The sequence below is a fragment of the Streptomyces sp. NPDC029151 genome (assembly GCF_055564315.1).
The window spans coordinates 959,579-983,599 of record NZ_JBVHWQ010000001.1 but is presented as its reverse complement, the minus strand read 5'-3'; the positions used below and the strand labels follow the sequence as shown (position 1 = coordinate 983,599).

The 24,021-nt window shown below is 72.1% G+C and carries 16 protein-coding genes and 1 pseudogene; 10 read left to right on the top strand and 7 right to left on the bottom strand.

Translation table 11 applies throughout. The features are described 5' to 3' along the window. Positions 1 to 135: 135 nt before the first annotated feature. The 3 genes from ACZ4VF_RS03780 to ACZ4VF_RS03770 are packed head-to-tail and all read right to left on the bottom strand — an operon-like array spanning position 136 to position 1,674. The gene (locus ACZ4VF_RS03780; RefSeq protein WP_467922954.1) at positions 136 to 969 is read right to left on the bottom strand and encodes a helix-turn-helix domain-containing protein; all 834 of its coding nucleotides are present in this window, start codon (positions 967 to 969) and stop codon (positions 136 to 138) included. Then, on the bottom strand, positions 966 to 1,478 hold the full coding sequence (locus tag ACZ4VF_RS03775) for a DUF6879 family protein (protein ID WP_467922952.1): 513 nt from the start codon (positions 1,476 to 1,478) through the stop codon (positions 966 to 968). Before ACZ4VF_RS03775 ends, ACZ4VF_RS03780 begins: the two co-directional genes overlap by 4 nt. Further along, positions 1,462 to 1,674: a hypothetical protein gene (locus tag ACZ4VF_RS03770; protein WP_173264862.1), complete on the bottom strand. Its 213-nt coding sequence runs from the start codon at positions 1,672 to 1,674 to the stop codon at positions 1,462 to 1,464. Before ACZ4VF_RS03770 ends, ACZ4VF_RS03775 begins: the two co-directional genes overlap by 17 nt. 1,712 nt (positions 1,675 to 3,386) lie before the next feature. Between ACZ4VF_RS03770 and ACZ4VF_RS03765 the strand changes: the two genes are divergently transcribed. Continuing rightward, complete coding sequence (locus ACZ4VF_RS03765) at positions 3,387 to 4,643, top strand: erythromycin esterase family protein (protein WP_467922951.1); 1,257 nt, start codon at positions 3,387 to 3,389, stop codon at positions 4,641 to 4,643. A 273-nt stretch (positions 4,644 to 4,916) separates the two neighbouring features. Here the strand turns inward: ACZ4VF_RS03765 and ACZ4VF_RS03760 are convergent, their stop codons facing one another. After that, positions 4,917 to 5,459 (bottom strand): GNAT family N-acetyltransferase, encoded by a 543-nt coding sequence (locus ACZ4VF_RS03760; protein ID WP_467922950.1) that lies wholly within the window; start codon positions 5,457 to 5,459, stop codon positions 4,917 to 4,919. Positions 5,460 to 5,953: 494 nt separating this feature from the next. On the opposite strand from ACZ4VF_RS03760, the gene fusA reads away from it, so the two are divergent. The 7 genes from fusA to ACZ4VF_RS03725 all read left to right on the top strand — a co-directional run bounded on the left by fusA (position 5,954) and on the right by ACZ4VF_RS03725 (position 15,223). Continuing rightward, entirely contained in the window at positions 5,954 to 7,999 is a 2,046-nt protein-coding gene (gene fusA / locus ACZ4VF_RS03755; protein WP_467922948.1) for an elongation factor G, read from the top strand. Positions 8,000 to 8,179: 180 nt separating this feature from the next. After that, the gene (locus tag ACZ4VF_RS03750) at positions 8,180 to 8,545 is read left to right on the top strand and encodes a hypothetical protein (protein ID WP_467922946.1); all 366 of its coding nucleotides are present in this window, start codon (positions 8,180 to 8,182) and stop codon (positions 8,543 to 8,545) included. Positions 8,546 to 8,907: 362 nt separating this feature from the next. Then, complete coding sequence (locus ACZ4VF_RS03745; RefSeq protein WP_467922944.1) at positions 8,908 to 10,224, top strand: ABC transporter substrate-binding protein; 1,317 nt, start codon at positions 8,908 to 8,910, stop codon at positions 10,222 to 10,224. Between the two features lie 5 nt (positions 10,225 to 10,229). Next, the gene (locus ACZ4VF_RS03740) at positions 10,230 to 11,216 is read left to right on the top strand and encodes a carbohydrate ABC transporter permease (RefSeq protein ID WP_467923764.1); all 987 of its coding nucleotides are present in this window, start codon (positions 10,230 to 10,232) and stop codon (positions 11,214 to 11,216) included. A 31-nt stretch (positions 11,217 to 11,247) separates the two neighbouring features. Further along, positions 11,248 to 12,087, top strand: a complete 840-nt coding sequence (locus tag ACZ4VF_RS03735) for a carbohydrate ABC transporter permease (protein WP_467923763.1) — start codon at positions 11,248 to 11,250, stop codon at positions 12,085 to 12,087. Between the two features lie 29 nt (positions 12,088 to 12,116). Further along, complete coding sequence (locus tag ACZ4VF_RS03730) at positions 12,117 to 13,481, top strand: GH1 family beta-glucosidase (protein WP_467922942.1); 1,365 nt, start codon at positions 12,117 to 12,119, stop codon at positions 13,479 to 13,481. A gap of 86 nt (positions 13,482 to 13,567) precedes the next feature. After that, complete coding sequence (locus tag ACZ4VF_RS03725) at positions 13,568 to 15,223, top strand: HsdM family class I SAM-dependent methyltransferase (RefSeq protein WP_467922940.1); 1,656 nt, start codon at positions 13,568 to 13,570, stop codon at positions 15,221 to 15,223. A gap of 267 nt (positions 15,224 to 15,490) precedes the next feature. Here ACZ4VF_RS03725 and ACZ4VF_RS03720 read toward each other — a convergent pair whose 3' ends face one another. Then, positions 15,491 to 16,921 carry a hypothetical protein gene (locus ACZ4VF_RS03720; protein ID WP_467922939.1) on the bottom strand — a complete coding sequence of 477 codons (1,431 nt, stop codon included), beginning with the start codon at positions 16,919 to 16,921 and terminating at the stop codon, positions 15,491 to 15,493. A gap of 11 nt (positions 16,922 to 16,932) precedes the next feature. Then, entirely contained in the window at positions 16,933 to 21,042 is a 4,110-nt protein-coding gene (locus ACZ4VF_RS03715; RefSeq protein ID WP_467922937.1) for an Eco57I restriction-modification methylase domain-containing protein, read from the bottom strand. 147 nt (positions 21,043 to 21,189) lie between these two features. On the opposite strand from ACZ4VF_RS03715, the pseudogene ACZ4VF_RS03710 reads away from it, so the two are divergent. Next, positions 21,190 to 22,026 (top strand): annotated as a pseudogene (locus ACZ4VF_RS03710) (ABC transporter permease subunit); the annotation flags it as partial. 129 nt (positions 22,027 to 22,155) lie between these two features. Here ACZ4VF_RS03710 and ACZ4VF_RS03705 read toward each other — a convergent pair. Beyond that, entirely contained in the window at positions 22,156 to 22,920 is a 765-nt protein-coding gene (locus ACZ4VF_RS03705) for a CDP-alcohol phosphatidyltransferase family protein (protein ID WP_467922935.1), read from the bottom strand. 107 nt (positions 22,921 to 23,027) lie between these two features. On the opposite strand from ACZ4VF_RS03705, the gene ACZ4VF_RS03700 reads away from it, so the two are divergent. Then, complete coding sequence (locus ACZ4VF_RS03700) at positions 23,028 to 24,011, top strand: zinc-dependent alcohol dehydrogenase (RefSeq protein ID WP_467922933.1); 984 nt, start codon at positions 23,028 to 23,030, stop codon at positions 24,009 to 24,011. Positions 24,012 to 24,021: the final 10 nt, after the last annotated feature.

The following is a 24,021-nucleotide window of genomic DNA, read 5'->3' as shown; positions in this document are numbered from 1 at the left end:
ATGTCCGCCGGTACTCCAGCCCCCGACCTACGCCGTAACGCACCCGCTCTTCGTTTCGCTCGGTCGCTGTCATGGGGGAAATCATTGGCCCAGAAAGCGGCGGCTGTGTAGTTCTTTCCCGTCATGGACTAAAGATCATGAACGGCAGGCGGCAGCCCACTCCGTCAACAAGGCTCGCGCTTCGGCCCCGAACAGCGCGTACCCCTCCAGTGTCGAGAACAGTTCCAAATGCATTTCGATGTCGCGCGAATCTCTCAGGATCACGACACCAGTGGTGTTCTCCACAGTGGCCAGGGTGTTGTCGTAGACAGTGAAGGTGTCCATCGGAGCCATGGGCTTATATCCCGCGATTGGGATGACACCGAGCTTCACATTCGGTAGGTGGGTCAGTGAGGCCAGCCGGTCAATCTGTATCGCCATCGCGGCCGGGGGCAGGAGTGGCCACCTTACGGCCTGTTCGGTGAGGATGAAGGTGAACCGCTTCTTCGTGTCGTAAAGAACCTCCTGCCGCTCCAGCTTCCTCGCGATCGTCTTAGTGACGTCGGCCGGAGAATGGGCAAGGCTGGCTCGGATGTACTCAGGGGTGGACAGCAGTCCTGTAATCATCGAGAGCAGGAAGAAGCGGAACTCCGTGGACGAGGATTCAAGGGCAGCAAGTTCAGTCTGCTTATTCTCCAGGCCCCTACGTCGCAGCGAGCGCAGGTCTTGCCATTCGGTGTTGGCCAGCCTCGCAAGGGCGATGACCTCCTCGATGACCTCGGGCGGAGCCACGACGGCCCGGAGGATTCTTTCCAGGTCCAGCAGACTCGGTTGGGCTTTCCCATTCTCGATCCGGCTGATCTTCGATTGGGACATGTTGCAACGCCGAGCGAGCCGGTCCCCAGTGAGGCCGGCTCGCTTGCGTAGTTCTTTCAGCAGGGCGGCCAGTTCTTGCTTCGGCTGCCCCAACTTTTCAGGGTCGAACGTCACCCGCTCACGTACTCCAGGAATGGAACCGACTCGGCAACCGCAATCAGCTTCCACTGCCGGTACGGCTCGGGATCACCCTCGTACAGTTCCCGGTTAATCTGCGTCCCGTCCGGCCGGTAGTTCATCAGGACCACCTTGGACTCATCGAACATCCAGAAATCCTGGTCCGGGAGTCCCGGGTTCTCCCGGTCGGTGAGGTCGAGGATGCGGATATCCTCGCCCGCCTTCACGTGATGCCGGTAGTAATACTCGAACTCGAAGCGAAGGTAGTCCGAGAGCGGGCGGGTCACGACGTGCACCCTGCCGACACTCTTTCCTTCCGAGGTCCATTGCCGAACCTCGTCCATCCAACCCGAGGTGTAATCGTCCGGCGACTTCTCCCCGGCGAGAAAGCGTTTCAGCTTATCCGCTTCCTGGGGCATGGTGTAGACGGGCAGCGTTTCCAGCCGCCACGCCTCACGCTCCATGGAATCGAAGCAGTCATTCCACGCGTCACCATCCAAGTGCACGGACAGCCTCCCTCAGAACGTCCTCGGGAATCTTCACCAGCGCCTCACCTGCCGGGGGCTGGAACGCGGCGCACTGGTCGCCCTGAACAACGATTCCGCCGTCCGTCTCGTCGCGGTAGACGTTCGGGCAGTCCTTCTCTCCGCACTCGCCGTTGCCGTTGCCTGTGAGCCGGGTGAGTGCCGAACGTTCGGACATGCCAAACCCCCTTGCTCTGGCCCCGTTTGGGCCGCCTGCCCACCGACAGTAGAGGGGGTGGCGCTACGCGTCTATGCGTGAACGCGACTATGCGTGTCTTTGCATAAACAGGTCCCCGGCCGCCCCAGCCACCCCCGGTACGTGGTCACGTACGCGCCCGTGCAGACTGGGCGTAGCCCCGTGGCGCGGTCCGGGAAGCCTGACCAGGGACGGACGCCCCGGAGGAGGGTTGGTCACATGACCAACGCGTGACCAACAGGGTCCCGAGAGGGCCTGAAACAGCAGGAAAGAACAGGAGAAACGGCCGCCTCAAGCCTGTCGACGGGCGTTTCCCCAGGTCAGAGCGGTTGTGGGCTGGTACCCGGGAGGAGAGTTCAAGTCCCCCCTCGGACACCAGTAGGGACGTTCACGAGGCGCCCCGAAGCGTTCACGAACTACCGGTCGAGTCATGTTACTCGCCGGTATTTCGTCGTTTCTGGGCCTGCGCAGTACCCGGACCGCCACCGCACCCACTCCTCACCGAGCCGATCACGAGGACCGAGTGCGACCGTTGGTGGCCGTGGTGCAGGCATGTGGGGTTTTCAGGGGGTGGAGCGCTGCGAGGGCGTGCCACTTGTGTGGGGGGAGGCTCGGCCTGCTCGGTCGGAAGCGGTCGCGCCTGGGGCGGGTCGGAGTGCTCACCGGGTGGGGTTGCGGCGCTCTGCGTGCCGGCTTTGCGGGGCTGGATGCCCTGGTCGCGGAGGAACCGTCGGATGGCTCTGAGGTTCGCCACGAAGATGATGACGGCATTGAGCAGGGTCTGTGCGACGCGTCCGTGCGGCAGGCGGAGCTGGGGGGTTGTCGATGCTGTCGAGGGCGGACTTCTTGAGGTTGCCGTTGCCGCCCTCGTTTTGACTGCGCAGTCCGGACCAGGCTTTCTGCCACAGAGGGGCGAACAGCGGGTATTTCTGGCGCCACTTGGCCAGCCAACACGGTGCCCGGGACGGTGATGCTCTTCCCCCTGCAGATGTCGGGGTAGACGGAGGTGTCCCGCTTGGGCCTTGGGATGGTGGGCAGGGCTGCCGGGGTACGGACAGTGGGGGCGTCGAGGCCGACGACGGCGGACGGGCGCGGCTGGGGCCGGCGGTAGCGGGTGACCGTGGCGTGCGGCCCGAGGGCGGGGCACTGTCGGCGCTGGTTCCCTGCGGGCCCGTACTCCTTGATCTTGGTCTGGTAGTCCTTCCGGGACTGGATCAGGTTGAGTGCGTGGGCGCGGTCCTCGTCCGTGCGGCTGTCGATGTATGTGGCGGCCGCAGTGATGAGCGGGGTGGGCATCAGCGGGCAGTAGAACTCGCCGCCGACCAGCTGCGTGCCGCGGAACTCTTACGCAGCCGCCCACACACCTGAGCGCCCCGCACTACACGGACATGCTCAGGCGCGCCGGGCTGCGGGTGCACCCGTCACAGCCCTATCTCAACGCACGTGCTTTGGTCGACTCGGGAACCTTCGCGTACGGCAGCCCGCGGGAAGTGGCCGGCGCACTGGCCGAGTACGCCCGAGTGGGCGTGGACGAAGTGGTCCTCAACTGCGCAGGTGTAGGTCTCGCGCATGGCTGGAATGCGGCCCTGGAGGACCTGGCGGAACTCTCGGCCGAAATGCGTGCGGTCCGATCGGGCGTGATCGCAAGAAGGCTAGGCTCACCGTGTCGAGAGGTGATGCGAAAGGAAATGGCGATGACCGAGGAAGTGCAGCGATGGCTGAAAGAGCACGCCTTGCCATTGAAAGGCCTGCACTCCGAGGCATCAGACCCGGGCCCGGGCTACCGTGACCTGGAGCCACTGCGCAAGGTTCTGCGTGACGTACGCGTTCTGGGGATGGGGGAAGCGACGCACGGGACAGCCGAGTTCTTCCGGCTCAAACACCAGTTACTACGCTTCCTCGTCGAGGAGATGGGGTTCACTGCCCTGGCCATGGAAGCCAGCGCCTCCGCCGCCCAGGCGGTCGACGACTACGTGCTGCACGGAACCGGTGATGCCGTCGGCGCGCTGGCCGGCCTCGGCTTCTGGACGTGGCGGACACGGGAAATGCTCGACGTCGTCGAGTGGATGCGCGACCACAACCGAACGGTTCCCCAGGACCGGGCCGTACGATTCGTAGGCATCGACCCGCAGCGATGCGGCCCCTCCCTGGCGGTGCTGGCCGCTGTGCTGCGCCCGCTGGCACCGGAACGGGCGGACATCACCGGCGGCCTGCTCGGCACACTGGCGGAGGCCAGGACCGGGTCACTCGTGGACCAGCGCCCCCAACTCCTTGCCGAGGCACGTGATCTGCAGCGATTCCTCGAGGAAGAGCACCCCCGGCTTGCCGCGCACATCGGGGACACGGCCGTTGATCAGGCACTCAGGCATGCGCGCCTGATCGTGGCCGCGGCTGACGTAGCCTCCCGGCCGCCGCGGGGCGAAGGCGAGGAGACGGGCGCGCTGGCCGCCCGGGACCGCCACATGGCCCAGGCGGTGATCTCTCTGGAAGAGGGAACCGCCGGAAAGGTGGCCATCTGGGCCCACAACGGCCATGTATGCACCGATTGTTACGCCCGCGACATTCCCGCCATGGGGAAGCACCTCAGGGGCCACTACGGTGAGCAGTACTACGCCCTCGGCCTGCTGTTCGGCGAAGGCGCCTTCCGAGCCCGCCCCGGAAACTCCGCGACACGACCGCCCAGGAAACACACCATCAGTGCGGCGGGTCCGCGCTCCGTCGAGGCCCAACTGGCCTCGGTCACCTCCGAGGACCACCTGATCGATCTCCGTGCCGGCCGGACCGAGCCCGCCGTTGCCGAGTGGCTGGAGAGCCCACAGTTCATGCGGTCCTTCGGCGCCGGCGTGCCACGCGTGACGTACCGTTTCTCGATGACTCAGACGGTGCTCATGCGTGAGTATGACGGATTGGCCTACGTGGCCCGCTCGACACCCTCGGTGCTACTGACCTGAGAGCCAACACAGTTGTCCGGACGGCAGCCCACATTGATAGCCGTGACCGGGCACGGCAACTCCTACGTGACGGTCTTGTCACGCGGCAGGGCACAGCCGTTGATGCTGGACCTCACGCTCGTAGTCCGGAATCGCGGTAGAAGTGCCAGGCGTACTCGTGGACGGTCATCGGTGTGGCCGCGGCGGGGCACCGCCCTCATGGGCCTATTTACGCAGAGGGAGAGTTTGCAGCCGGCATGTAACCATCCTGCCTGAGCTGCGGCCACGCACTGGTCAGCTCGTGCTCACTTCGTCGTCGGCCAACCTCGCATGGCGCTCGACGTCGTAGCGCACCCCGTCGTACTCCAGCTTCTGCCGCTCGACGCCCTCCGTGGCGAATCCCGCGGCCCGGGCGACCCGGCAGGAAGCCGGGTTGTTCACCCGGTGCCCCAGTTCCAGGCGGAACAGTCCGAGCTCATCGAAGGACCAGCGCGCCAGCTCCCGGCAAGCCCGGGACGCCACACCGCGGCCCCGAGCGGGAGCCGTGGTCCAGTACGACACCCAGCCGGTCCTGTGACGCTGGTTCACCGCACTGACAGCCGCGTTGCCCAGCACGGCACCCGTACCGTCGACCACGGCGAAGGCGAAGGCGGTCCCCGATGCCCACTGATCCGCCTGCGCCGTGAGCCAGCGCCGAGCGGCGTCCAGCGACGTGACCGGTTCACCGGCCTGCCATCTCATCGCCGGATCCGCGAACGCATCCAGTACCGCTTGAGCGTCCTTGGGCGACCAACGGCGCAACCACAAGCCGGCGGAAGCTTCCAGGCGATCATGCATACCTGAGAGTGTCGCGTCGCCGGGGGTGCCACGCCATCGAGTTTCGCCTGATCGCTGCCCTGACACCCTTTCACTCGGTGGCGAACGGGTGGGTGGGGGAGCGGCGGGGCGTGGAAATTCGTGTGCCCCCGTCCCGCCGTCCTCCCTAGACTCGCCACGCACCGCGCGCCGTACCGACATCACGGCGGCGCGCTGACGTGAGCCGTGTCGATCGAGGGGAGCCGGGCCGTGCGTGACCGTACCGCCGTCGTCGTTCCCCCCGCGCGGACCGAGGTGATCCTGGTGTCCTCGTCCGCCCGGTGCCCGCTGCGCGGCCGGCACCGGATGCCCGTGACACCCCGCTGACACCGCGCCGACAGACCGCAGCGCCCGGCACCTGCCGGCCGCCGCCGTACGTCCGCGCGTACGTCGCCTCGCCCCGGCACACGGGGACCAAGGGGACCACGGGGAATCGCGCCGCCCTCTTCCCGCATTCCTTCGAAAGGCACCGGGCCGTGCGCACCCACATCGACACCCTCGCCGCCGTCCGCAACCTCGGCATCCTCGCCCACGTCGACGCCGGCAAGACCACCGTCACCGAGCGGATCCTGTACGCGACGGGCACCACGCACAAGCGAGGCGAGGTGCACGACGGCACCACCGTCACCGACTTCGACCCGCAGGAACGCGACCGCGGCATCACCATCTTCGCCGCCGCGGTGAGCTGCGCCTGGAAGGGCCACAGCATCAACCTCATCGACACCCCCGGCCATGTCGACTTCGCCGACGAGGTCGAGCGCTCGCTGCGCGTCCTGGACGGGGCGGTCGCCGTGTTCGACGCCGTGGCCGGTGTGGAACCGCAGAGCGAGTCGGTGTGGCGGCAGGCCGACCGGTACGGCGTCCCGAGGATCGCGTTCGTCAACAAGCTCGACCGCGCGGGCGCCGACCTGGACCGGGCCGTGGCCTCCATCCGTGACCGGCTGCACCCCGCTCCGCTCGTCGTCCAGCTGCCGATCGGCACCGAGGACGGCTTCACCGGCGTCGTGGACCTGGTGCGGATGCGGTCCCTGGTGTGGGGCGACGGCGAGGGGACGGCCGTGGAGGGCGCGGTGCCGGAGGAGCTGCGGGAGGAGGCGGTACGGCGTCGGCGTGCGCTGGAGGAGGCGGTCGCCGAACGGCATCCGGCCGCCCTGGAGGAGTTCTGCGACCGCGAGACGCTCTCCGCCGGGACCCTCACCACGGCCCTGCGCGACCTCACCCGCACCGGAGACGGCGTGGTCGTGCTGTGCGGCTCCGCCTACCGCAACCGCGGTGTCGAGCCGCTGCTGGACGCGGTGGTGGCCTACCTGCCGTCGCCACTGGACGTCCCCGCCGTGCGCGGTGTCCACGAGGGGGCCGAGGAGCTGCGGGCCGCCGATCCCCACGCGCCGTTCGCCGGCCTCGTGTTCAAGGTGAACGCGTCCGCCACCGGCCGCCTGGCCCATGTGCGCGTCTACTCGGGCACGATCGAGAAGGGGGACACCGTGGCGGACCCCGGTGGCGGACGCACCGAGCGGGTGGCGAGGATCCTGCGGGTCATGGCGGACCGGCACGTCCAGCTGGACCGGGCGGTCGCCGGTGACATCGTCGCGCTCGCGGGCGTGAGATCGGCCCGGGCCGGCGCCACGCTGTGTGATCCCGGCGCACCCCTGCTGCTGGAGGCATCCGTGACCGCCGAACCCGTGGTGTCCGTCGCCGTCGAGGCGCGGCGGAGCACGGACACCGGGCGGCTCGCCACAGCGCTCGCCCGGCTCGCCGAGGAGGACCCCTCCCTGGTGGTGCGCACCGACACCGAGACCGGGCAGACCGTGCTGTCCGGGAGGGGGGAACTCCACCTGGAGGTCGCGGTGGAGAAGATCCGCCGTGACGGCGGACCGGAGGTCACCGTGGGCCGCCCGCGGGTGGCGTACCGGGAGACCGTCGTCGGCAGCGTCACCGGGTTCGCGTACCGGCACGTCAAACAGGACGGCGGGGCGGGGCAGTTCGCCCACGTCGTCCTGGACGTGGAGCCGCTCGGCCCCGAACCGGGCGCCGTCGGCTTCGAGTTCCGGTCCGCCGTGGTCGGCGGGCGCGTTCCGCAGGAGTACGTCCGCGCGGTGGAGGCCGGCTGCCGGGACGCGCTCGCCGAGGGACCGCTCGGCGGGCATCCGGTGACCGGGGTGCGCGTGACGCTCACCGACGGGTCCACGCATGTGAAGGACTCCTCCGACACCGCCTTCCGCACCGCCGGCCGGCTCGGCCTGCGCGCGGCCCTGCGGGCCTGTACGACGGCACTGCTCGAACCGGTCGCGGAGGTCACGGTGACCGTGCCGGAGGACGCCGTCGGCGGGGTGCTCGGCGACCTGGCCGCACGGCGCGGCCGGGTCGGCGGCTCGGAGACCCGCGGCGGCGCGGCCGTACTGACCGCGACCGTGCCACTGGCCGAACTGTTCGGTTACGCCACCCGGTTGCGCAGCCGCACCCAGGGACGGGGCACCTTCACCACCCGGCCCGCCGGCTACGCACCGGCACCCGTCCGCTGAGGGGTGCGTGCGCCCCCGCACGCCGGCCCGCACCACGAGCCACCGTGGTCCGTGGTGCGGGCCGGCAGGGCCGGACGGTCGGCGCGCGGTTCCGGGCCGTCTCGGTGCTCGTCCTGGTCGCCGCCGCGGCCGCCCCGGCCGGCGTGCCGCGGCTCGGTCCCGCGCCGAGCGGCGGCCTGCGTGCCGAGGCCGCCGTCCTCGCCCGGCCCCGGCCCCGGCTGTGGCGGGCGCCGGCCGCCGGCACGCTCGTCGTGGGCGCCACCTTCTCCGCCTTCAGCCACCTTCAACCGCCTCGGGCCCGTCCGCACGGGCGTCACCGGCTTCTCCACCGACGCCGTCCCGCCGCTCCTGATCGCCTACGGCGCCGCGACCGCCGTCGGCGACACGGTCGTGGGCCGGCTCGCCGACCGGTACGCAGTTCCGGTCCTCGCGGTGGGCCCGCTGCTGCTCAACCCGTTCTTCCTCGCCGGGTTCGCCGTCCTGGCCGGCGGGCTCGTCCCCGTGGTGGTGTGCTGCTGGGCGTCGGCCTGGTCGGGGTCACCCTGAACCCCGCGATGGTCACCCGGGCCCGGCGGGCGGGCGACGGCGGGCGGGCCACGCCGGACCGCTCGTCGGCACCCTGCACTCCTCCTCCCTCAGCTCGGCGTCATCATCGGCTCGTCCGTCGTCCGTCGTCCGTCGTCCCTCCTCCCCCGGCGCCATCGTCGTCGATGCCTTCGGCCTGCGCGCGCCCCGCTCCGGCCGGGCGCCGTCCTCGCCGCCCTCGGTCCGCCGGCGGTCCCCTCGGGGCCGCGCGCCCTCCACGCGCCGGCGGAACTGCCCGATCCCTTGACGTGAGCCGTCCGGACGGATTAACTCACGTCCTAAATTAAGTCATGAGTGCAATCCCTGAAGGGACACCGGGAGCCATGCGCAGGATCCGAGCCGCGGCCGTAGGCGCCGTCACCCTGTCTCTCGCCCTCGCGGCCACGGCCTGCGGAGGCGGATCGTCCACCGGTGGCGGGTCGAACGACTCGCCCAGGACGCTGACGTACTGGGCCTCCAACCAGGGCGCCAGCGTCGCCGTCGACAAGAAGGTGCTCCAGCCCGAACTCGACAAGTTCGAGCGGCAGACCGGCATCAAGGTGAAGCTGGAGGTCGTGCCCTGGTCGGACCTGCTGAACCGGATCCTGACCGCGACCACCTCCGGCCAGGGCCCGGACGTGCTGAACATCGGCAACACCTGGAGCGCCTCCCTCCAGGCGACCGGCGCGCTGCTGCCCTGGGACGAGCGGAACTTCGCGAAGATAGGCGGCAAGGACCGGTTCGCCGCGAGCGCCCTCGGCTCCACCGGCGCCCCGGGCAAGGACCCGGCGGCGGTCCCGCTGTACTCGATGGCGTACGCGCTCTACTACAACAAGAAGATCTTCGCCGACGCCGGCATCGCCAAGCCCCCCGCCACCTGGGACGAACTGGTCGCCGACGCCCGGAAGATCAAGGCGAAGGGCAAGTCCGCGCTCGGCGCCGAGGGTGCCAACCTGTCGGAGAACATCCACCACGTCTTCGTCTTCGCCAAGCAGCACGGCGCCGACTTCTTCACCGCCGACGGCAAGCCCGACTTCACCAGCCCCAAGGTGGTCGCGGCGGTGAAGCGGTACGTCGACCTGATGGCCAAGGACAAGGCCATCCCGGCCGGTGACGCCGAGTACGGGCAGAACCAGTCCGTCAGCGACTTCGCCAAGGGCAGGCAGGCGATGCTGTTGTGGCAGTCCGCCTCCGCCAACCTCACGTCCCAGGGCATGAGCGAGGACGCCTACGGCGTCGCGCCCGTACCGGTCCTCTCCGGCAAGCCCGGCGGCGGCACCCAGGTCAACTCGGCGGTCATGGGCATCAACATCGCCGTCTTCAAGAACACCCACAACCTCGACGGTGCCACGAAGTTCGTGAAGTTCATGACCTCCGACGGCGAGCAGAAGATCCTCAACACGGCCTACAGCTCCATCCCGCCGGTCACGTCCGCCCAGTCGGACCCCGCGTTCGCCGCCCCGGCCACCGCGGTACTCAAGGACACCCTCGCCACCAGCGCCGCCGCCCTGCCCCAGGTGCCGTCCGAGTCGCAGTTCGAGACGGCGGTCGGTACGGCCGTCAAGGAGCTGTTCGCCGACGCCGCCGCCGGACGCGCCGTCACCACGGACGGCGTCCGGGCGAAGCTGGAGAAGGCCCAGCAGCAGATGCCGGCGGCGTGACCACGATGACGACCACCGCGCTGAAGGAACCGGCGCGCGAGACGTCCCCCGGTGCGGCGCGCGAACCCCGCCGCCGCACCGGGCGGATCCGCCGCCTCTCCCTGCCGTACCTGCTGCTCCTGCCCGCCCTGCTCCTCGAACTCCTCGTCCACCTCGTGCCGATGGCGATCGGCATCGTGATGAGCTTCAAGGAACTCACCCAGTTCTACATCCGCGACTGGGGCACCGCCCCCTGGAGCGGCCTCGACAACTACCGGGTCTCGGTCGACTTCGACGCCCCCGTCGGCAAGGCGCTGCTCCAGTCCTTCGCCACCACCGTCGGCTTCACCCTGCTCTCGGTCGGCCTGTGCTGGCTCATCGGAACGGCCACCGCGGTGTTCATGCAGGACACCTTCCGCGGGCGCGGTCTGCTGCGCGCCCTCTTCCTGGTGCCGTACGCGCTGCCCGTGTACGCGGCCGTCATCACCTGGGTGTTCATGTTCCAGCACGACAACGGCCTGGTGAACCACGTCCTGCACGACCAGCTGCACCTCACCGACAAGCCGTCGTTCTGGCTCATCGGAGACAACAGCTTCTACGCGCTGCTGACCGTGTCGGTGTGGAAGGGCTGGCCGTTCGCGTTCCTCATCGTCACGGCCGGGCTGCAGAACATTCCCCGGGAGCTGTACGAGGCCGCCGCGCTGGACGGCGCCGGGATGTGGCAGCGCATCCGCCGCATCACGCTGCCGTCGCTGCGCCCGGTCAACCAGGTGCTCGTCCTGGTGCTGTTCCTGTGGACGTTCAACGACTTCAACACGCCGTACGTGCTGTTCGGCAAGGCCGCCCCCGAAGCCGCCGACCTCATCTCCGTGCACATCTACCAGTCCTCGTTCGTCACCTGGAACTTCGGCACCGGCTCGGCCATGTCCGTGCTGCTGCTGCTCTTCCTGCTCGTCGTGACGGGCGGCTACCTGCTGCTCACCTCGCGCGGACGGAGGACCGCCGATGCCTAGCCCGCCCGCGGCGCCGTCGCCCACCTCGCCCATGGCGCCCCCGCGTTCGTTCCTGTGGGCGCGCCGGGTGTTCCTCACCCTGCTCGCCGGGTTCGTGCTCCTGCCGGTGTACGTGATGGTCTCCAGCTCGCTCAAGCCGCTCGCCGACGTCACCGGCCGGTTCCGCTGGCTGCCCAGCGAGCTGACCGTCCGCCCCTACATCGACATCTGGTCGACCGTGCCGCTCGCCAGGTACTTCGCCAACTCGGTGATCGTGGCCGGCGCGGCGACCGTCTGCTCCGTGGTCATCGCCGTGTTCGCCGCCTACGCCGTCAGCCGCCACGAGTTCCGCGGCAAACGCGTCTTCACGGTCACCGTGCTGTCGACGCAGATGCTCCCGGGCATCCTCTTCCTGCTCCCGCTCTTCCTGATCTACGTCAACATCGGCAACGCCACCGGCATCGCCCTGTTCGGCTCCCGCGGCGGGCTGATCCTGACGTACCTGACCTTCTCGCTGCCGTTCTCCATCTGGATGCTGATCGGCTACTTCGACTCGGTGCCGCGCGACCTGGACGAGGCGGCGCTGGTGGACGGCTGCGGCCCGCTCGGAGCCCTGTTCCGGGTCGTCGTGCCGGCCGCGGTCCCCGGCATCGTCGCGGTCGCCGTCTACGCCTTCATGACCGCCTGGGGCGAGGTGCTCTTCGCGTCGGTCATGACCAACGACACCACCCGCACCCTCGCCGTCGGCCTCCAGGGCTACTCCACCCTCAACGACGTCTACTGGAACCAGATCATGGCCGCCTCGCTGGTCGTCAGCGTGCCCGTGGTGGCCGGCTTCCTGCTGTTGCAGCGCTATCTCGTCGCGGGTCTGACGGCGGGCGCCGTCAAGTGACCCCCACCCCTGATCCCGAAGGGACTCCCGTGTCCGAACCCATCGACCTCGCCGCACTCCCGCACGACTTCCTGTGGGGCACCGCCACGGCGGCGTACCAGATCGAGGGGGCCGTCGCCGAGGACGGCCGTTCGCCCTCGATCTGGGACACCTTCTCCCACACCCCGGGGAAGATCGCGAACGGTGACACAGGCGACGTCGCCTGCGACCACTACCACCGCTGGCGCGAGGACATCGGGCTCATGCGGCAGCTCGGCGTCAACGCCTACCGCTTGTCGGTGGCCTGGCCGCGGGTGATCCCGGACGGCACCGGGCCGGTGAACCCCAAGGGCCTCGCGTTCTACGACGAACTGGTGGACGCGCTGCTGGAGGCGGGCATCACCCCGTCCGTCACCCTCTACCACTGGGACCTGCCGCAGGTGCTCCAGGACCGCGGCGGCTGGCCGGAGCGGGACACCGCCCTCGCGTTCGCCGACTACGCCTCCGTCGTCGCCGAACGCCTCGGCGACCGCGTCACCCTCTGGGCCACCCTGAACGAGCCCTCCTGCTCCGCCTGGATCGGTCACCTGGAGGGCACCATGGCCCCCGGCCGGCGCGACCTGACCGCCGCCGTCCGCGCCTCCTGCCACCTGCTCCTCGGCCACGGCCTCGCCACCCGGGCGATCCGCGACGCCGCCCCCCGCGCCCAGGTCGGCATCGTGAACAACCTCTCCACCGTCCACCCGGTCACCGACCGTCCCGAGGACCTGGCGGCGGCCCGCCGGCACGACGGCCATGTCAACCGCTGGTGGCTCGACCCGGTGCACGGCCGCGGCTTCCCCGCCGACATGGTGGAGACCTACGGCGTCGAACTCCCGCTGACCGCCGAGGACCTGACGGCCATCGCGGCACCGCTCGACTGGCTCGGGCTCAACTACTACTTCCCGGCGTACGTCACCGACGACCCCGGCGGCCCCGCGCCGTACGCCCGTTCCGTCCGCCGCGAGGGCGTCCCGCGCACCGGCATGGACTGGGAGATCGACGCGTCCGGCATCGAGACGCTGCTGCTGCGGCTCACCGAGGAGTACGGCGCCCGGAGGATCTACGTCACCGAGAACGGCTCCGCCTTCCCCGACGTGGTCCGCCCGGACGGCAGCGTCGACGACCCCGAGCGCCGGGACTACCTGGAGCGCCACCTCGCCGCCTGCGCCTCGGCGGCCCGCAAGGGTGCCCCGCTGGCCGGCTACTTCGCCTGGTCCCTCCTGGACAACTTCGAGTGGGCCTACGGCTACGACAAGCGCTTCGGCCTGGTCCACGTCGACTACGACACCCAGGCCCGCACGATCAAGGGAAGCGGACGGCGGTACGCGGACATCGTCCGCGTCCACCGCGCCCAGACACGCCGGGCCGCCTGAGCCGGGCGGCACACCCGGCAGTTGTTGACGGCGTCAACGAGTTGGTTGATTGCGGCTGAGTGGCCGCCATGTGTACGGTGACCGGTATGACGGACCACTCCGCCCCACCCCCCGGCGGACCCCTTGTCACCGCTTCCGAGATCGCCCGGATCGCCGGGGTCACCCGTGCCGCCGTCTCCAACTGGAGGCGGCGGTACGAGGACTTCCCCGCGCCCGCGGGCGGCAGCGCCACCAGCCCCCTGTTCGACCTGACCGCCGTACAGACCTGGCTCGACCGCCAGCGCAAGGGCCAGGACGTCTCCGCGGAGGTCCGGTTGTGGCAGGCGCTGCGGGCCGCCTCCGGCGACGACATGACCGGCGCCCTCGCCGACGTCGCACAGCTCCTCGCCGGCGGACCGGACGCCCCGCCGCTGCCCGACGACGTGGTCCGCCCGGCCCGCGAGCTGGCCGCGCAGGGGTCGCCGGGCGAGGTCGCCGAGGCCCTCGCCGAACGCTTCACCGACTCCGTCCGCCGGGCCGGCTCCGACCAGGTCACCGCGCCGCGCATCGTCCGCGCCCTGCGGCACCTCGCCGGCGACGTACCCGCCGGCGCCACCGTCCTCGACCCGGCCTGCGGCATCGGCACGCTCCTCCTCGCCGTCGGACCCCGCCGGGGGACCCGGCGCCGCGGACAGGAGTCCGACGCCCGCAAGGCCCGCTTCGCCCGGCTGCGCGCCGACCTCACCGGACACGAGGACGTCACGATCACCGCCGGCGACTCCCTCCGCGACGACCACTGGAGCGGACTCCAGGCCGACCTCGTCGTCTGCGACCCGCCCGTCGGCGACAGCGACTGGGGCCGCGAGGACCTGCTGCTCGACCCCCGGTGGGAACTGGGCATCCCCTCCCGCGCCGAAGGCGAACTCGCCTGGCTCCAGCACGCCTACGCGCACACCGCTCCCGGCGGCCGCGTGCTCATGGTCATGCCGGCGTCGGTCGCCTACCGCAAGGCCGGCCGGCGCATCCGGGCCGAGCTGGTACGCCGGGGGATCCTGGCCCAGGTCACCGCGCTGCCGCCGGGCGCCGCCGCCTCGCACGCCCTGCCCGTGCACGTGTGGGAGCTGCGCCGCCCGGCCGCCCCGGGCGCCGCCGCCACCAGCGTGCGCATGGTCGACCTCACCGCCAACGACCCGGACGGTTCGCTGGACCCGGAGCCCGCCCAGGCCACCGCCGTCCCGCTGATCGACCTCCTGGACGACACCGTCGACCTGACTCCCGGCCGCTACGTCAGGGAGTCCCACCGGGACTACGCGGCCGAGTACCTCGCCCTCCGCCGGGAACTCACCCGCGAACTGCGCAAGCTGGCCGAACTGCTGCCCGACCTGACGGCCGGAGAGGGCCCCGGCGCACCCCCCGGACCGTCGGTGAGCGTCGCCGACCTCGCCCGGGCCGGACTCGTCGAGTACGGCGACCCGGAACCCGTCTCGGTCAGCGACCAGCTCGACACCGCCTTCCTGCGCGGCTTCCTGCGCAGCGCCGCCAACACCCGCCGCTCCACCAGCGCCAGCGGCACCTTCCGGCTCGACGGCAAGGGCGCCCGCATCCCCCAGATGGACCTCGCGGCCCAGCGCCGCTACGGCGCAGCCTTCAGCGCGCTGGAGGAGTTCGAGGAACGCTCCCGCCGTGTCGCCGAACTCACCCGCCAGGCCGCCGAACTGGCCCGCGACGGACTGGGCAACGGCACGCTCACCCCGGGGGAGTGAGGGCGCGGCCGGGCGGAGTTCGCGGCCGGCGCGCCGGACGGCGGCTCCGTGGCCCGTGGGACGGGACGCCGCTCGGCGCGGTCCACGGCGCCGGGGGCCGGGCCGCGGACCCGGTGAGCCGGCCCGGACCGGCCCGGGTGCTCGACGCCTGGCCCGGGACCCGCCGACCCGGATCGAGGACTCACCGAGCGGCAGCGCGTACGTCCCGGGCCGGGACCGGCGCTGGTGGGAACACTGCCCCGGGCCGGTGACACGGACCCGGGCGGGTCAGCCCCTGGCGCGGCGGCCGGTCCCGGCCAGCAGGAGCAGCACGGCGAGGCCGGACACGGCGCACGCCGGCACGAGGACACCGCCGTCCCCCGAACCGAACATGCCCGCGGCGACCAGCGCCAGGAACGCGCCGGCGGTCTGGGCGCCGGTGCCGGACGGCATCGGGGCCGCGGTCCAGGGGCGCCGGCGGGGGATCCACAGGCGCAGCAGCTCCACGGCGGCCGTCAGGGCGACCAGCCGGGAGCCGACGCGCAGCCACAACGGGGGCGTGGTGCCGCCCAGTTCACCCACACCGGCCACGGTCAGGAAGGCGAACAGCAGGACCGGCAGCAGCCAGCCGAGACCTGCGCGGACGTTGGTTCCGGGGACGCCGTGCCCCGACGGGGTGGCGGAGGCGGCATCACCTGGTATCCGGGGGGCGGGGATCGCCGGCAGGGCCTCCCCGGACGCTCCGGACGCCTCGGATGCCTCGGACACCTCGGTCGGCCGGGGCGGGAGGGGCTTCAGGGGGCGCAGGGCGCGGGACTGGGCGTGGCGCAGACGCGGACCCACGGTGCCGTGGCGTTCCACGTGGGCGGTGAGTTCCGCCTGGAGCGCGAGGAGGCGTTCGGCCATCGCGTCGAACTCCGCGCGGCGTTCGGCGGCGAGACGAGCTGCCTCGCGCGCCGCGTCGGCGAGCCGGGCGAGGGTCTCCGTGCGCAGGCGCACGGCGTCCTCGCGGGCGGCGTCCGCCTCCCGCGGCACCTCGGCCAGCTCCGCCTGGAGCCGGACCCGTTCGGCCTCGATGATCTCGGCGATCCGGTGCCGCTGGTCCGGCGGCAGCTCGCGCGGCGCCCGGGCCTCGGCGCGGGCCACCGCGGCCCTGCGCCACTCCATCAGCGGACGGCCCCGGTGCTCACCGATGCCGTTGATGTGCACCTTGCGGCCCTGGACGCGGTGGATGTAGAGCACCTCGCCGCCCTTGCCGTTGGGCGCCTTGCCCCAGCTGACCCGGGTGAAGTCGGCGGCCGTGCGGATGCCCTGGGCGGCGAGGGCCCGGACCAGGCCGGCGCCGATGCCGTTGACGTCGCTCGCGCTGAGCCGAGTGCCGCGCAGCGAGGCCTGGACGGACTCCCGGCGCAGCACGGCGAGGGCCTGCCGCTCCTGGTGTTCCCTCTTGCCGTCCAGGCCGTTCAGCCGGCGGTCCAGCGCCCGTTCCCGGCGCAGCCGCCGTTCGTGGACGCGTTGCAGCGTCTTCGCGCAGGCGGCCTCGGCGCGGTCGCGGTCCCGGGCCTCGCGGTTCACCCGGCGGCGGTCGGCCAGCTCGAAGGCGCGGCGCCCGTCCAGGAGCCGGCGCAGGGCACGGATCGCCTCGATCAGGCCGCGGCGTTCGGCACGCGTCCGCGCGGGCGTCTGCCCGTCGCGCCGCAGGGTGGTGCTCTCGGTCAACGTGTTCTCGTTCAGCAGGCGGGGTGTCGGGGGCCCCGGCCCGGGGGCGGGGTGAGGGCCGAGGTGTAGGTCTCGCCGTCCACCAGCGGGGTGCCGGGGGTGAGCCCGGCGGCGGCCATCCGGTCGTACTCGGCGAGAATCAGTTCCTTGGTGCGGTAACGGCCGTACTCCTTCAGGTCGTTGTCGCGGGTCACGTTGAAGGTGTCCAGGATGTACGCGGTGTCGTCGCGGGAGACGCCGTACAGGTGGAAGAAGAAGGCGTCCAGCTCCGCCTTGAGCACCGCCCGGCGGTCCGCGTCCCAGCGGAAGGGGGCGCCGGTGTCGCCGAGTTCCCGGGCGAAACCGCTCAGATCGGCGGCCGTGTAGGTGAGCTCGGTCAGGCGCGGCACGAGGAAGGAGGCGTGCCGGGCCAGGGCCGCGGGCGTGGGGACGGGGAGCTGGCGGACCACGAAGTAGCTCATGGAGGTGCCGCCGATCGACTGGCGGGCCGCGTAGTCCAGCACGAACGAGGACCACACGCTCGCCAGCAGGGCGGCCTGGTCGGCGAGGGCGAGCATGAACTTGTGGCCGAAGCCGTGGGCGGGCGCGATCGCGCAGATCATGGTGCGTTCGTTGCTCTTGTTGGTGATGTCCCGCCAGCCCAGCACCCAGTCCCGTTCCCAGCCCCGCGCGGCCAGCCGTGACCGTACGCCCGCGGCCCGGACCTCCCGGCCGTGACGGTCGGACTCGCCGGTCGGCACGTCCTGTTCGGGCACCCAGTAGCGCGGCATCGGGCAGGCGGCCGCGTCCTGGTGGCGCTCCACCGTGAGCCGCGGCAGCGTGCCCTTGTTCAACTGCTTGTCGGTGGCGCCCTCGTAGGTGGAGAAGCGGTGGTCGTAGTGGTGCAGCATCTTGGCCTCGTACAGCGGGAGCAGCCGCTCCTCGCCGCGGACCAGGACGTTGCCCTTCAGGTTCCACCCCTCCCCGAGGAGGTCGTCGAAGGTCTCGCCGCGCTGCGCGTCCGGACGGAAGACACCGGAGTCGTTCGCCATGTCGAACATCCGCAGGAAGGACACCCCCCACGGGTTGCCGTCCGCGCGCGACTCGTGCACGAACACCGGCACCCGGCGGTAGATGCCCAGGGTGATCTCGGCGTCCCGGCGGCTGCCGAACACCGGGCAGGTACCGGTGTTGGGGTTCATCCGCAGGATGTCGTCCGCCGTCAGCCGGTAGCGGCGCCCGGCGATCTGCGCGGCCTGGCGCACCTTGAACACCAGCTGCGCCGGCTCCGTCATGTCCCCGGTGCCGCGCAGCGTCAGCAGGCAGAAGCGCAGCTGGTTGTGGACGCCGGGGAAGACCTTGTCCTCGTTCTCGAAGTCGTACAGGGCGGCGAGGCGGCCGTGCGTGACCAGGTCCTTGAAGAAGAACTGGGTGGTCGCGTCGGTGGCGATGCCGGTCGGCACGATGATCCCGGTGCGCCCGCGCGGACCGGTCAGGGCGCGGTCGGTCTCCGCGAAGACGGCGTACGTGTTGATGTCGCCGCGGCCGGTCAGCGGGTACCGGCCGCTGACGCGCAGGAAGTGGCTCTCGCCCTCCGCGCGGCGCTTGGCGGCCTCGAACTCCTCGGACAGCAGCCGCCCGTCGGGGTCCTCGCGCAGCGCGGCGATGGCCCGCTTGCGGGCGGCCGCGTTCTTCGCCCGGGCGATCTCGGGGCTGCGCTCGGCGAAGAACTCCTGTTCCTGCAGCTTCACCCGCTCCCACGGCGGGTTGCCCAGCACCGCGTCGAAGCCGCCCGCCCAGCCCGTCTCCGGCCGGACGCCGGTGCCGGACTCCGGCACCGGGAAGACCTCCGGGAACTCCAGGTGCCAGTGGAAGAAGCCGTACTCGTCGCGCAGCCGCAGGATCTCGGCGTGCGTGGCGTCCGGTACGGCGGCCTGGTCGCGTCCGCGCAGCGCCCGGAACACCTGGTCGGTGGGGGCCGCGGGCGCGTCCGGCCGCTTGGGCCAGACGAACGCGGCGCACCAGGCGTCGGCCGCGTGCAGGTCCTGGAGGTAGTCGGCGGACTCGACCCAGGAGCGGTACGCGGACTCCTGGTGGCGGACGTCGGCGAGGGAGTCGGCGGGGGCGGCGGTGATCCGGGCCAGCTCGGCCGCGTAGCGGCTGTTGCCGACGGCCGGGGCCGCGCCGAACAGCAGCTCGTCCTGGCCGGCGCGCTGGGCGCGGTTGCGCTTCTGCAGATCGCCGGCGGTCCGCTTGTCGTCGCCCTCGATCGGCTTGAACGCGTCCGTGGGAACACCGTCGGCGAGCAGCTTCGGGGTGGCGCCGATCAGCCCGTTGCCGTGCTTGAGGTGGGCGTCGAGGAAGCCGAGCGGCTTGCCCGGCTCCAGCGCCTCCAGCCACAGCGAGACCTTCGCCAGCTCCACGGCCATGGGGTTGAGGTCCACGCCGTACACGCACCGGGCGACCACCTCGTGCAGGGCGTGGCGGACCGCCTCCGGCGTCGGCTCGGGGTTGCGTTCCCGGACCGCCGCGACCTGCTTGGCGATCCGGCGGGCCGCCGCCACCAGGAAGTGACCGGAGCCGCACGCCGGGTCGCACACCTTCAGCGACAGCAGCTCGCGCGTGATCGCCGCGGCCGGATCGGCCTCGCCCGCGCGGGCCGCCGCCTCCTCGCCGCGCCGTACCGCGTCCTGGACCACCGGGTCCAGCGCGGAGTCCAGCAGGCTCTCGATCAGCGACGCCGGTGTGTAGTAACTTCCGGTCGTCTTGCGGGTGTTGCCGGCGGCCTCGATCAGCTCGAAGCTCCGCTCCACCGCGCTGTGGGCCGGCTCCAGCTCCAGCAACGACTCGTAGACCGAGCCGAGTTCCTCCGCGCCCAGCTGCCGGTAGTCCACGGCCCGCCGGCGCCCCGCGCTGCCGTCGCGGACCTCGCACAGGTGGCGTACGGCGGTGAGCAGGGCCTCGTTGGCCAGCTTCAGGCCGCGCAGGGGGGCGTCCGCGTCGGTCTCGGTGAACAGGCCGCCCAGACCCGGCAGGCCCAGCTCGGTCAGGCCCTCCTCCCGGCCGAGCGCCGTCAGGACGAGGCGCAGCGCGTCGTAGCGGTCGCCGTGGGCCGTACCGCGCCGCCTGCGGGCGTGGGCGCGCAGCCGGGCCGACGAGAAGTAGCGCTCGTACCGCTCCCGGGCGAGCGGAGCGGCGTCGGGCGCGAGCAGTGCGTCCCGGTCCTCGGCGATGAAGACGAACAGCAGCCGGTACACCAGCCGCAGCAGTGCCACCTGCAGGTCCCGGGGCCGGACGTGTTCGCGCAGCGCGCCGTTCTCCGGGTGCCGCAGGAAGCCCGTGCCCAGCACGGTGATCGCCTCCTGCACGCTCCGGCGCAGCTGGTCCAGCGCACGCGTGCCGCCGGCGACGGCCTCCGTACGCCACTGCTCCAGCCGGCAGGCCGCCGGGGCCGCGCCCTCCGGCACCTCGAACCGGGACACGTGCAAGAGCCGGTACAGCAGCAGGAACTCGCTGAACAGCTCGCCGTCGAAGACCGCCGCCAGGTCGAACTCGACGTAGGAGGCGGTGGCCAGGGCGCTGGAGTCGCGCAGCAGCCGCACCTGGCGGCCGTTGGTGAGCAGACCCCAGAGGTGGGCCTCGGAGCGGTTCAGGCACTCCTGGAGCATCGACTGCGGGGGGACCGTGCCCGCGCCGCCCGGCCGCCGGTCCAGCTCCGCCTGCCAGGCGGTCTGGTGGACCAGGGCGTGGTGCCAGCGGTGGGAGACCGGGAAGCGCCTGCCCGGGTCGGAGTCGGCGGGGACGCCGGCCGGGCCGACCGGCGAGAGCCGGCCGAAGCCCAGCTCGCGCCAGAGCGGTGCCAGCCAGTCGGCGCCCGCGCGGCCGGTGGGGTCGGCGGCCGGCCGGCCGGTCTCCGGGTCCTCCGGGAGCCGCGCGCGCAGCTCCCGCCACAACGGCTTGAGGTACTCCCAGCTGCGCTCGGCCTCGTCGCGCACCGAACGGGAGGAAGGCAGCCCGTAGTCGGCGGGGCTCGTCCCGGGCAGGTCCCGGCCCTCGGCCGCGCGGAGCAGCAGATCGGCCGGCAGCAGTCCGCCGACCGTGTGGACGGCGGTGAACACCTGGGTGCGGGCGGTGGCGGACATCTTCCTCTTTTCTCCTGCTGCGCCCATCGTTCCAGAGGGCCGTGGCAGACCGTCGCCACGGTACACGGGGAGCGGAGCAACGGGAAGAGTGCTGATCTGTTGACGTCGTCAACGGAGAGCGATCGTTGATCACGGCTGAGGCCCATTGCACAGCGCGACGGCGCCCTGCCCGCCCCGCGCCGGCTCGCGCCGGCCGCACGGCGGACCGCCCCCCTCCTGCTCGGCTCGGCCCTGCTCGCGGTCCCCGGCGCCGGACTGCCCCGCGGCCCGCTGACCCTGGACGCCACCGCGCGCCTCGAACCCCCTTCTCCGGCCCACCCGTTCGGCACCGACGCGCTCGGCCGCGACATGCCCGCCCCAGTCGCCCCAGTCGCCCCAGTCGCCCACGGCGCCCTGGACACCCTGCTGCTCGCCCTCGCGATCAGCGCCGGCACCCTCCTCACCGGGCTGCTGCTCGGACTGCTGCCCCGGCTCTCCGGGCCGCCGGCCGACACCGTACCGCCGGTGCTCGCCGCGCTGCCGGTCACCGCCGTCGCCGGCGGCGGCCCGGCCACCCCGCGCTCGCCGTCGCCGCCGTGGCCTGGGCGCCGCTCGCCGCGCACACCTCCGCCCTGCTGCTGACGGGAACGCGCCCCCCTCCACCTCACCGCCACCCGGGCCCTCGGCGCCGGCCGCCGCGACCTGCTGCGCCACGAACTCCTGCCCGCCGTCGTCCCGTTCGTCGCCCGGCACGCCCTGCTGCGGTTGCCCGGCACCGCGCTCGCCCTGGCCTCCCTCGGCTTCCTCGGCCTCGGTGCCCAGCCGCCGTCGCCCGAGTGGGGCCACCTGTTCGCCGAGAACCAGCCCTACGCCGAACGCGCCCCCCGGCCGGTCCTCGCCCCCGCCGCCGTCCTCGCCGTCCGCTGCGCGCCGGCCGTGACGTCCGAGGGCGCCGTACGACGCCGGCCGCTCCGTCGTACCGCCGAGGCACCCGCACAGGGGTGAGGTCCGGGTGCCCGCCGAGCGGGGCCGCGCGCCGTCGTGCCGGCACGGCCCGGGGACGGCGTGCGGAAGGGCCCGGACCGGCAGCCGGTCCAGGCCCTTTCCCCGCGGCTCCGCCCCGGTCCCACTCGCTCAGCGCGCCGCCAGCTCCAGCAGCTGCGGCTGCTCGGCCGGCGCCTCCACCGGCGTCCGCGCGTTGCGCCACAGCCACGCGACGTCCCGGCCGAAGGACCACACCAGGGAGCCCAGCGCCAGCAGTACGACGGCGAGGTCGACCGGGCGGGGCAGCAGCTCCGCGCCCGCGACGAGCAGGCAGACGCCCTGGATCGCGGCGACGGTCTTGCGGGCGAAGGACGGCGGCAGCGGGGCGGTCAGCCAGGGCGCGACACGGGCCGCGGCGACGAACGCGTACCGCATGCTCCCGATCAGCAGCACCCACGGCCCGAGCCGCGTCGACACGTACACGCTGAGCACCAGGATCAGGAACGCGTCGACCTCCATGTCGAAACGCGCGCCGAGCGCGGACGAGGTGCCGGTGCGCCGGGCCACCTTGCCGTCCACGCCGTCCAGCAGCAGCGCCACCGCGGTCAGGGCGACCAGCAGCGTCACCGGCGGCGCGCTCTCGAAGGAGTCCGCGACCAGCGCGGTCACCCCGCCCACCAGGGTGGCCCGGCCCAGCGTGACCCGGTTGGCGGGTCCGAAGGAGCGCAGCCGGGAGCGGTGCACGGCCCGGGAGAGGACCGCCCAGGTGGCGAACGCGAAGACCAGCCCCGTCAGCCAGCCGGCCGGCCCCAGGCCGATCGCCGAACCGAGCAGGGCCAGCAGCAGCAGCTGCACGCCCGCTCCCACGGCGGTCTCCTGCTGGAGCCTCGCGTCATACGTGTTGTTCAGGGCCACCGCACATCCTCCGGCCGAGTGACAGAGTCGATCAACGCCGCGTACTGTGCGCGGCCAGTGCACAACTCGGTACGTGAACAACTTCCCGATCGTTCAGGAGGATGCCGATGAACCCTTCGGCCCGCGCGTTCTGGCTCCGCTCGCCCGGCCACGGCGAGCTGCGCGACGTCACCCTCGCGGAGCCCGCCGAGGACGAGGTCCTGGTGCGCGCCCTGTACTCCGGGGTGAGCCGGGGCACGGAGACACTCGTCTTCCGCGGCGGGGTGCCGGAGAGCCAACACGCCGCGATGCGGGCACCGTTCCAGGAGGGCGACTTCCCCGGCCCGGTGAAATACGGCTACCTCAGCGTCGGCGTGGTCGAACGGGGCCCGGCCGCGCTGACCGGCCGTACCGTCTTCTGCCTGTACCCGCACCAGAGCCGTTACGTCGTGCCGGTGAGCGCCGTCACCGCGGTGCCCGAGCGGGTGCCCGCCGAACGGGCCGTGCTCGCCGGGACCGTCGAGACCGCCGTCAACGCCCTGTGGGACGCGGCACCGCTGGCCGGCGACCGGATCGCGGTGGTCGGCGGCGGCATGATCGGCTGCGCGGTCGCCGCGCTGCTCGCCCGCTTCCCCGGCGTCCGCCTCCAACTGGTCGACGCCGACCCGGACCGCGCCCGGACCGCCGAGGCGCTCGGCGTCGACTTCGCCGCCCCCGCCGACGCCCTCGGCGACTGCGACCTCGTCGTGCACGCCAGCGCCACCGAGGCCGGCCTCGCCCGGGCCCTGCAGCTCCTCGCCCCGGAGGGCACCGTCGTGGAGCTGAGCTGGTACGGCGACCGGAGCGTGACCCTCCCGCTCGGCGAGGCCTTCCACTCCCGCCGGCTCACCGTGCGCAGCAGCCAGGTTGGCACCGTCTCCCCGGCCGCCCGGCCCGGCCGCACCTACGCCGACCGGATGGCGCTCGCCCTCGACCTGCTCGCCGACCCGGCGCTGGACGCGCTCATCACCGGGGAGAGCGCCTTCGAGGAACTCCCCGACGTGCTGCCCAAGCTGGCCTCCGGCGAGATCCCCGCCCTGTGCCACCGGGTCCGGTACACGGGAACCGCCTGACCTGAGAAAA

Excerpts from the sequence above, each read along its gene's own strand:
- ACZ4VF_RS03715 (WP_467922937.1), bottom strand. The coding sequence starts at position 21,042 with ATGTCCGCCACCGCCCGCACCCAGGTGTTCACCGCCGTCCACACGGTC.
- ACZ4VF_RS03745 (WP_467922944.1), top strand. The coding sequence starts at position 8,908 with ATGCGCAGGATCCGAGCCGCGGCCGTAGGCGCCGTCACCCTGTCTCTC.
- ACZ4VF_RS03725 (WP_467922940.1), top strand. The coding sequence starts at position 13,568 with ATGACGGACCACTCCGCCCCACCCCCCGGCGGACCCCTTGTCACCGCT.
- ACZ4VF_RS03770 (WP_173264862.1), bottom strand. The coding sequence starts at position 1,674 with ATGTCCGAACGTTCGGCACTCACCCGGCTCACAGGCAACGGCAACGGC.
- ACZ4VF_RS03740 (WP_467923764.1), top strand. The coding sequence starts at position 10,230 with ATGACGACCACCGCGCTGAAGGAACCGGCGCGCGAGACGTCCCCCGGT.
- ACZ4VF_RS03765 (WP_467922951.1), top strand. The coding sequence starts at position 3,387 with ATGACCGAGGAAGTGCAGCGATGGCTGAAAGAGCACGCCTTGCCATTG.
- ACZ4VF_RS03700 (WP_467922933.1), top strand. The coding sequence starts at position 23,028 with ATGAACCCTTCGGCCCGCGCGTTCTGGCTCCGCTCGCCCGGCCACGGC.
- ACZ4VF_RS03760 (WP_467922950.1), bottom strand. The coding sequence starts at position 5,459 with ATGCATGATCGCCTGGAAGCTTCCGCCGGCTTGTGGTTGCGCCGTTGG.
- ACZ4VF_RS03735 (WP_467923763.1), top strand. The coding sequence starts at position 11,248 with ATGGCGCCCCCGCGTTCGTTCCTGTGGGCGCGCCGGGTGTTCCTCACC.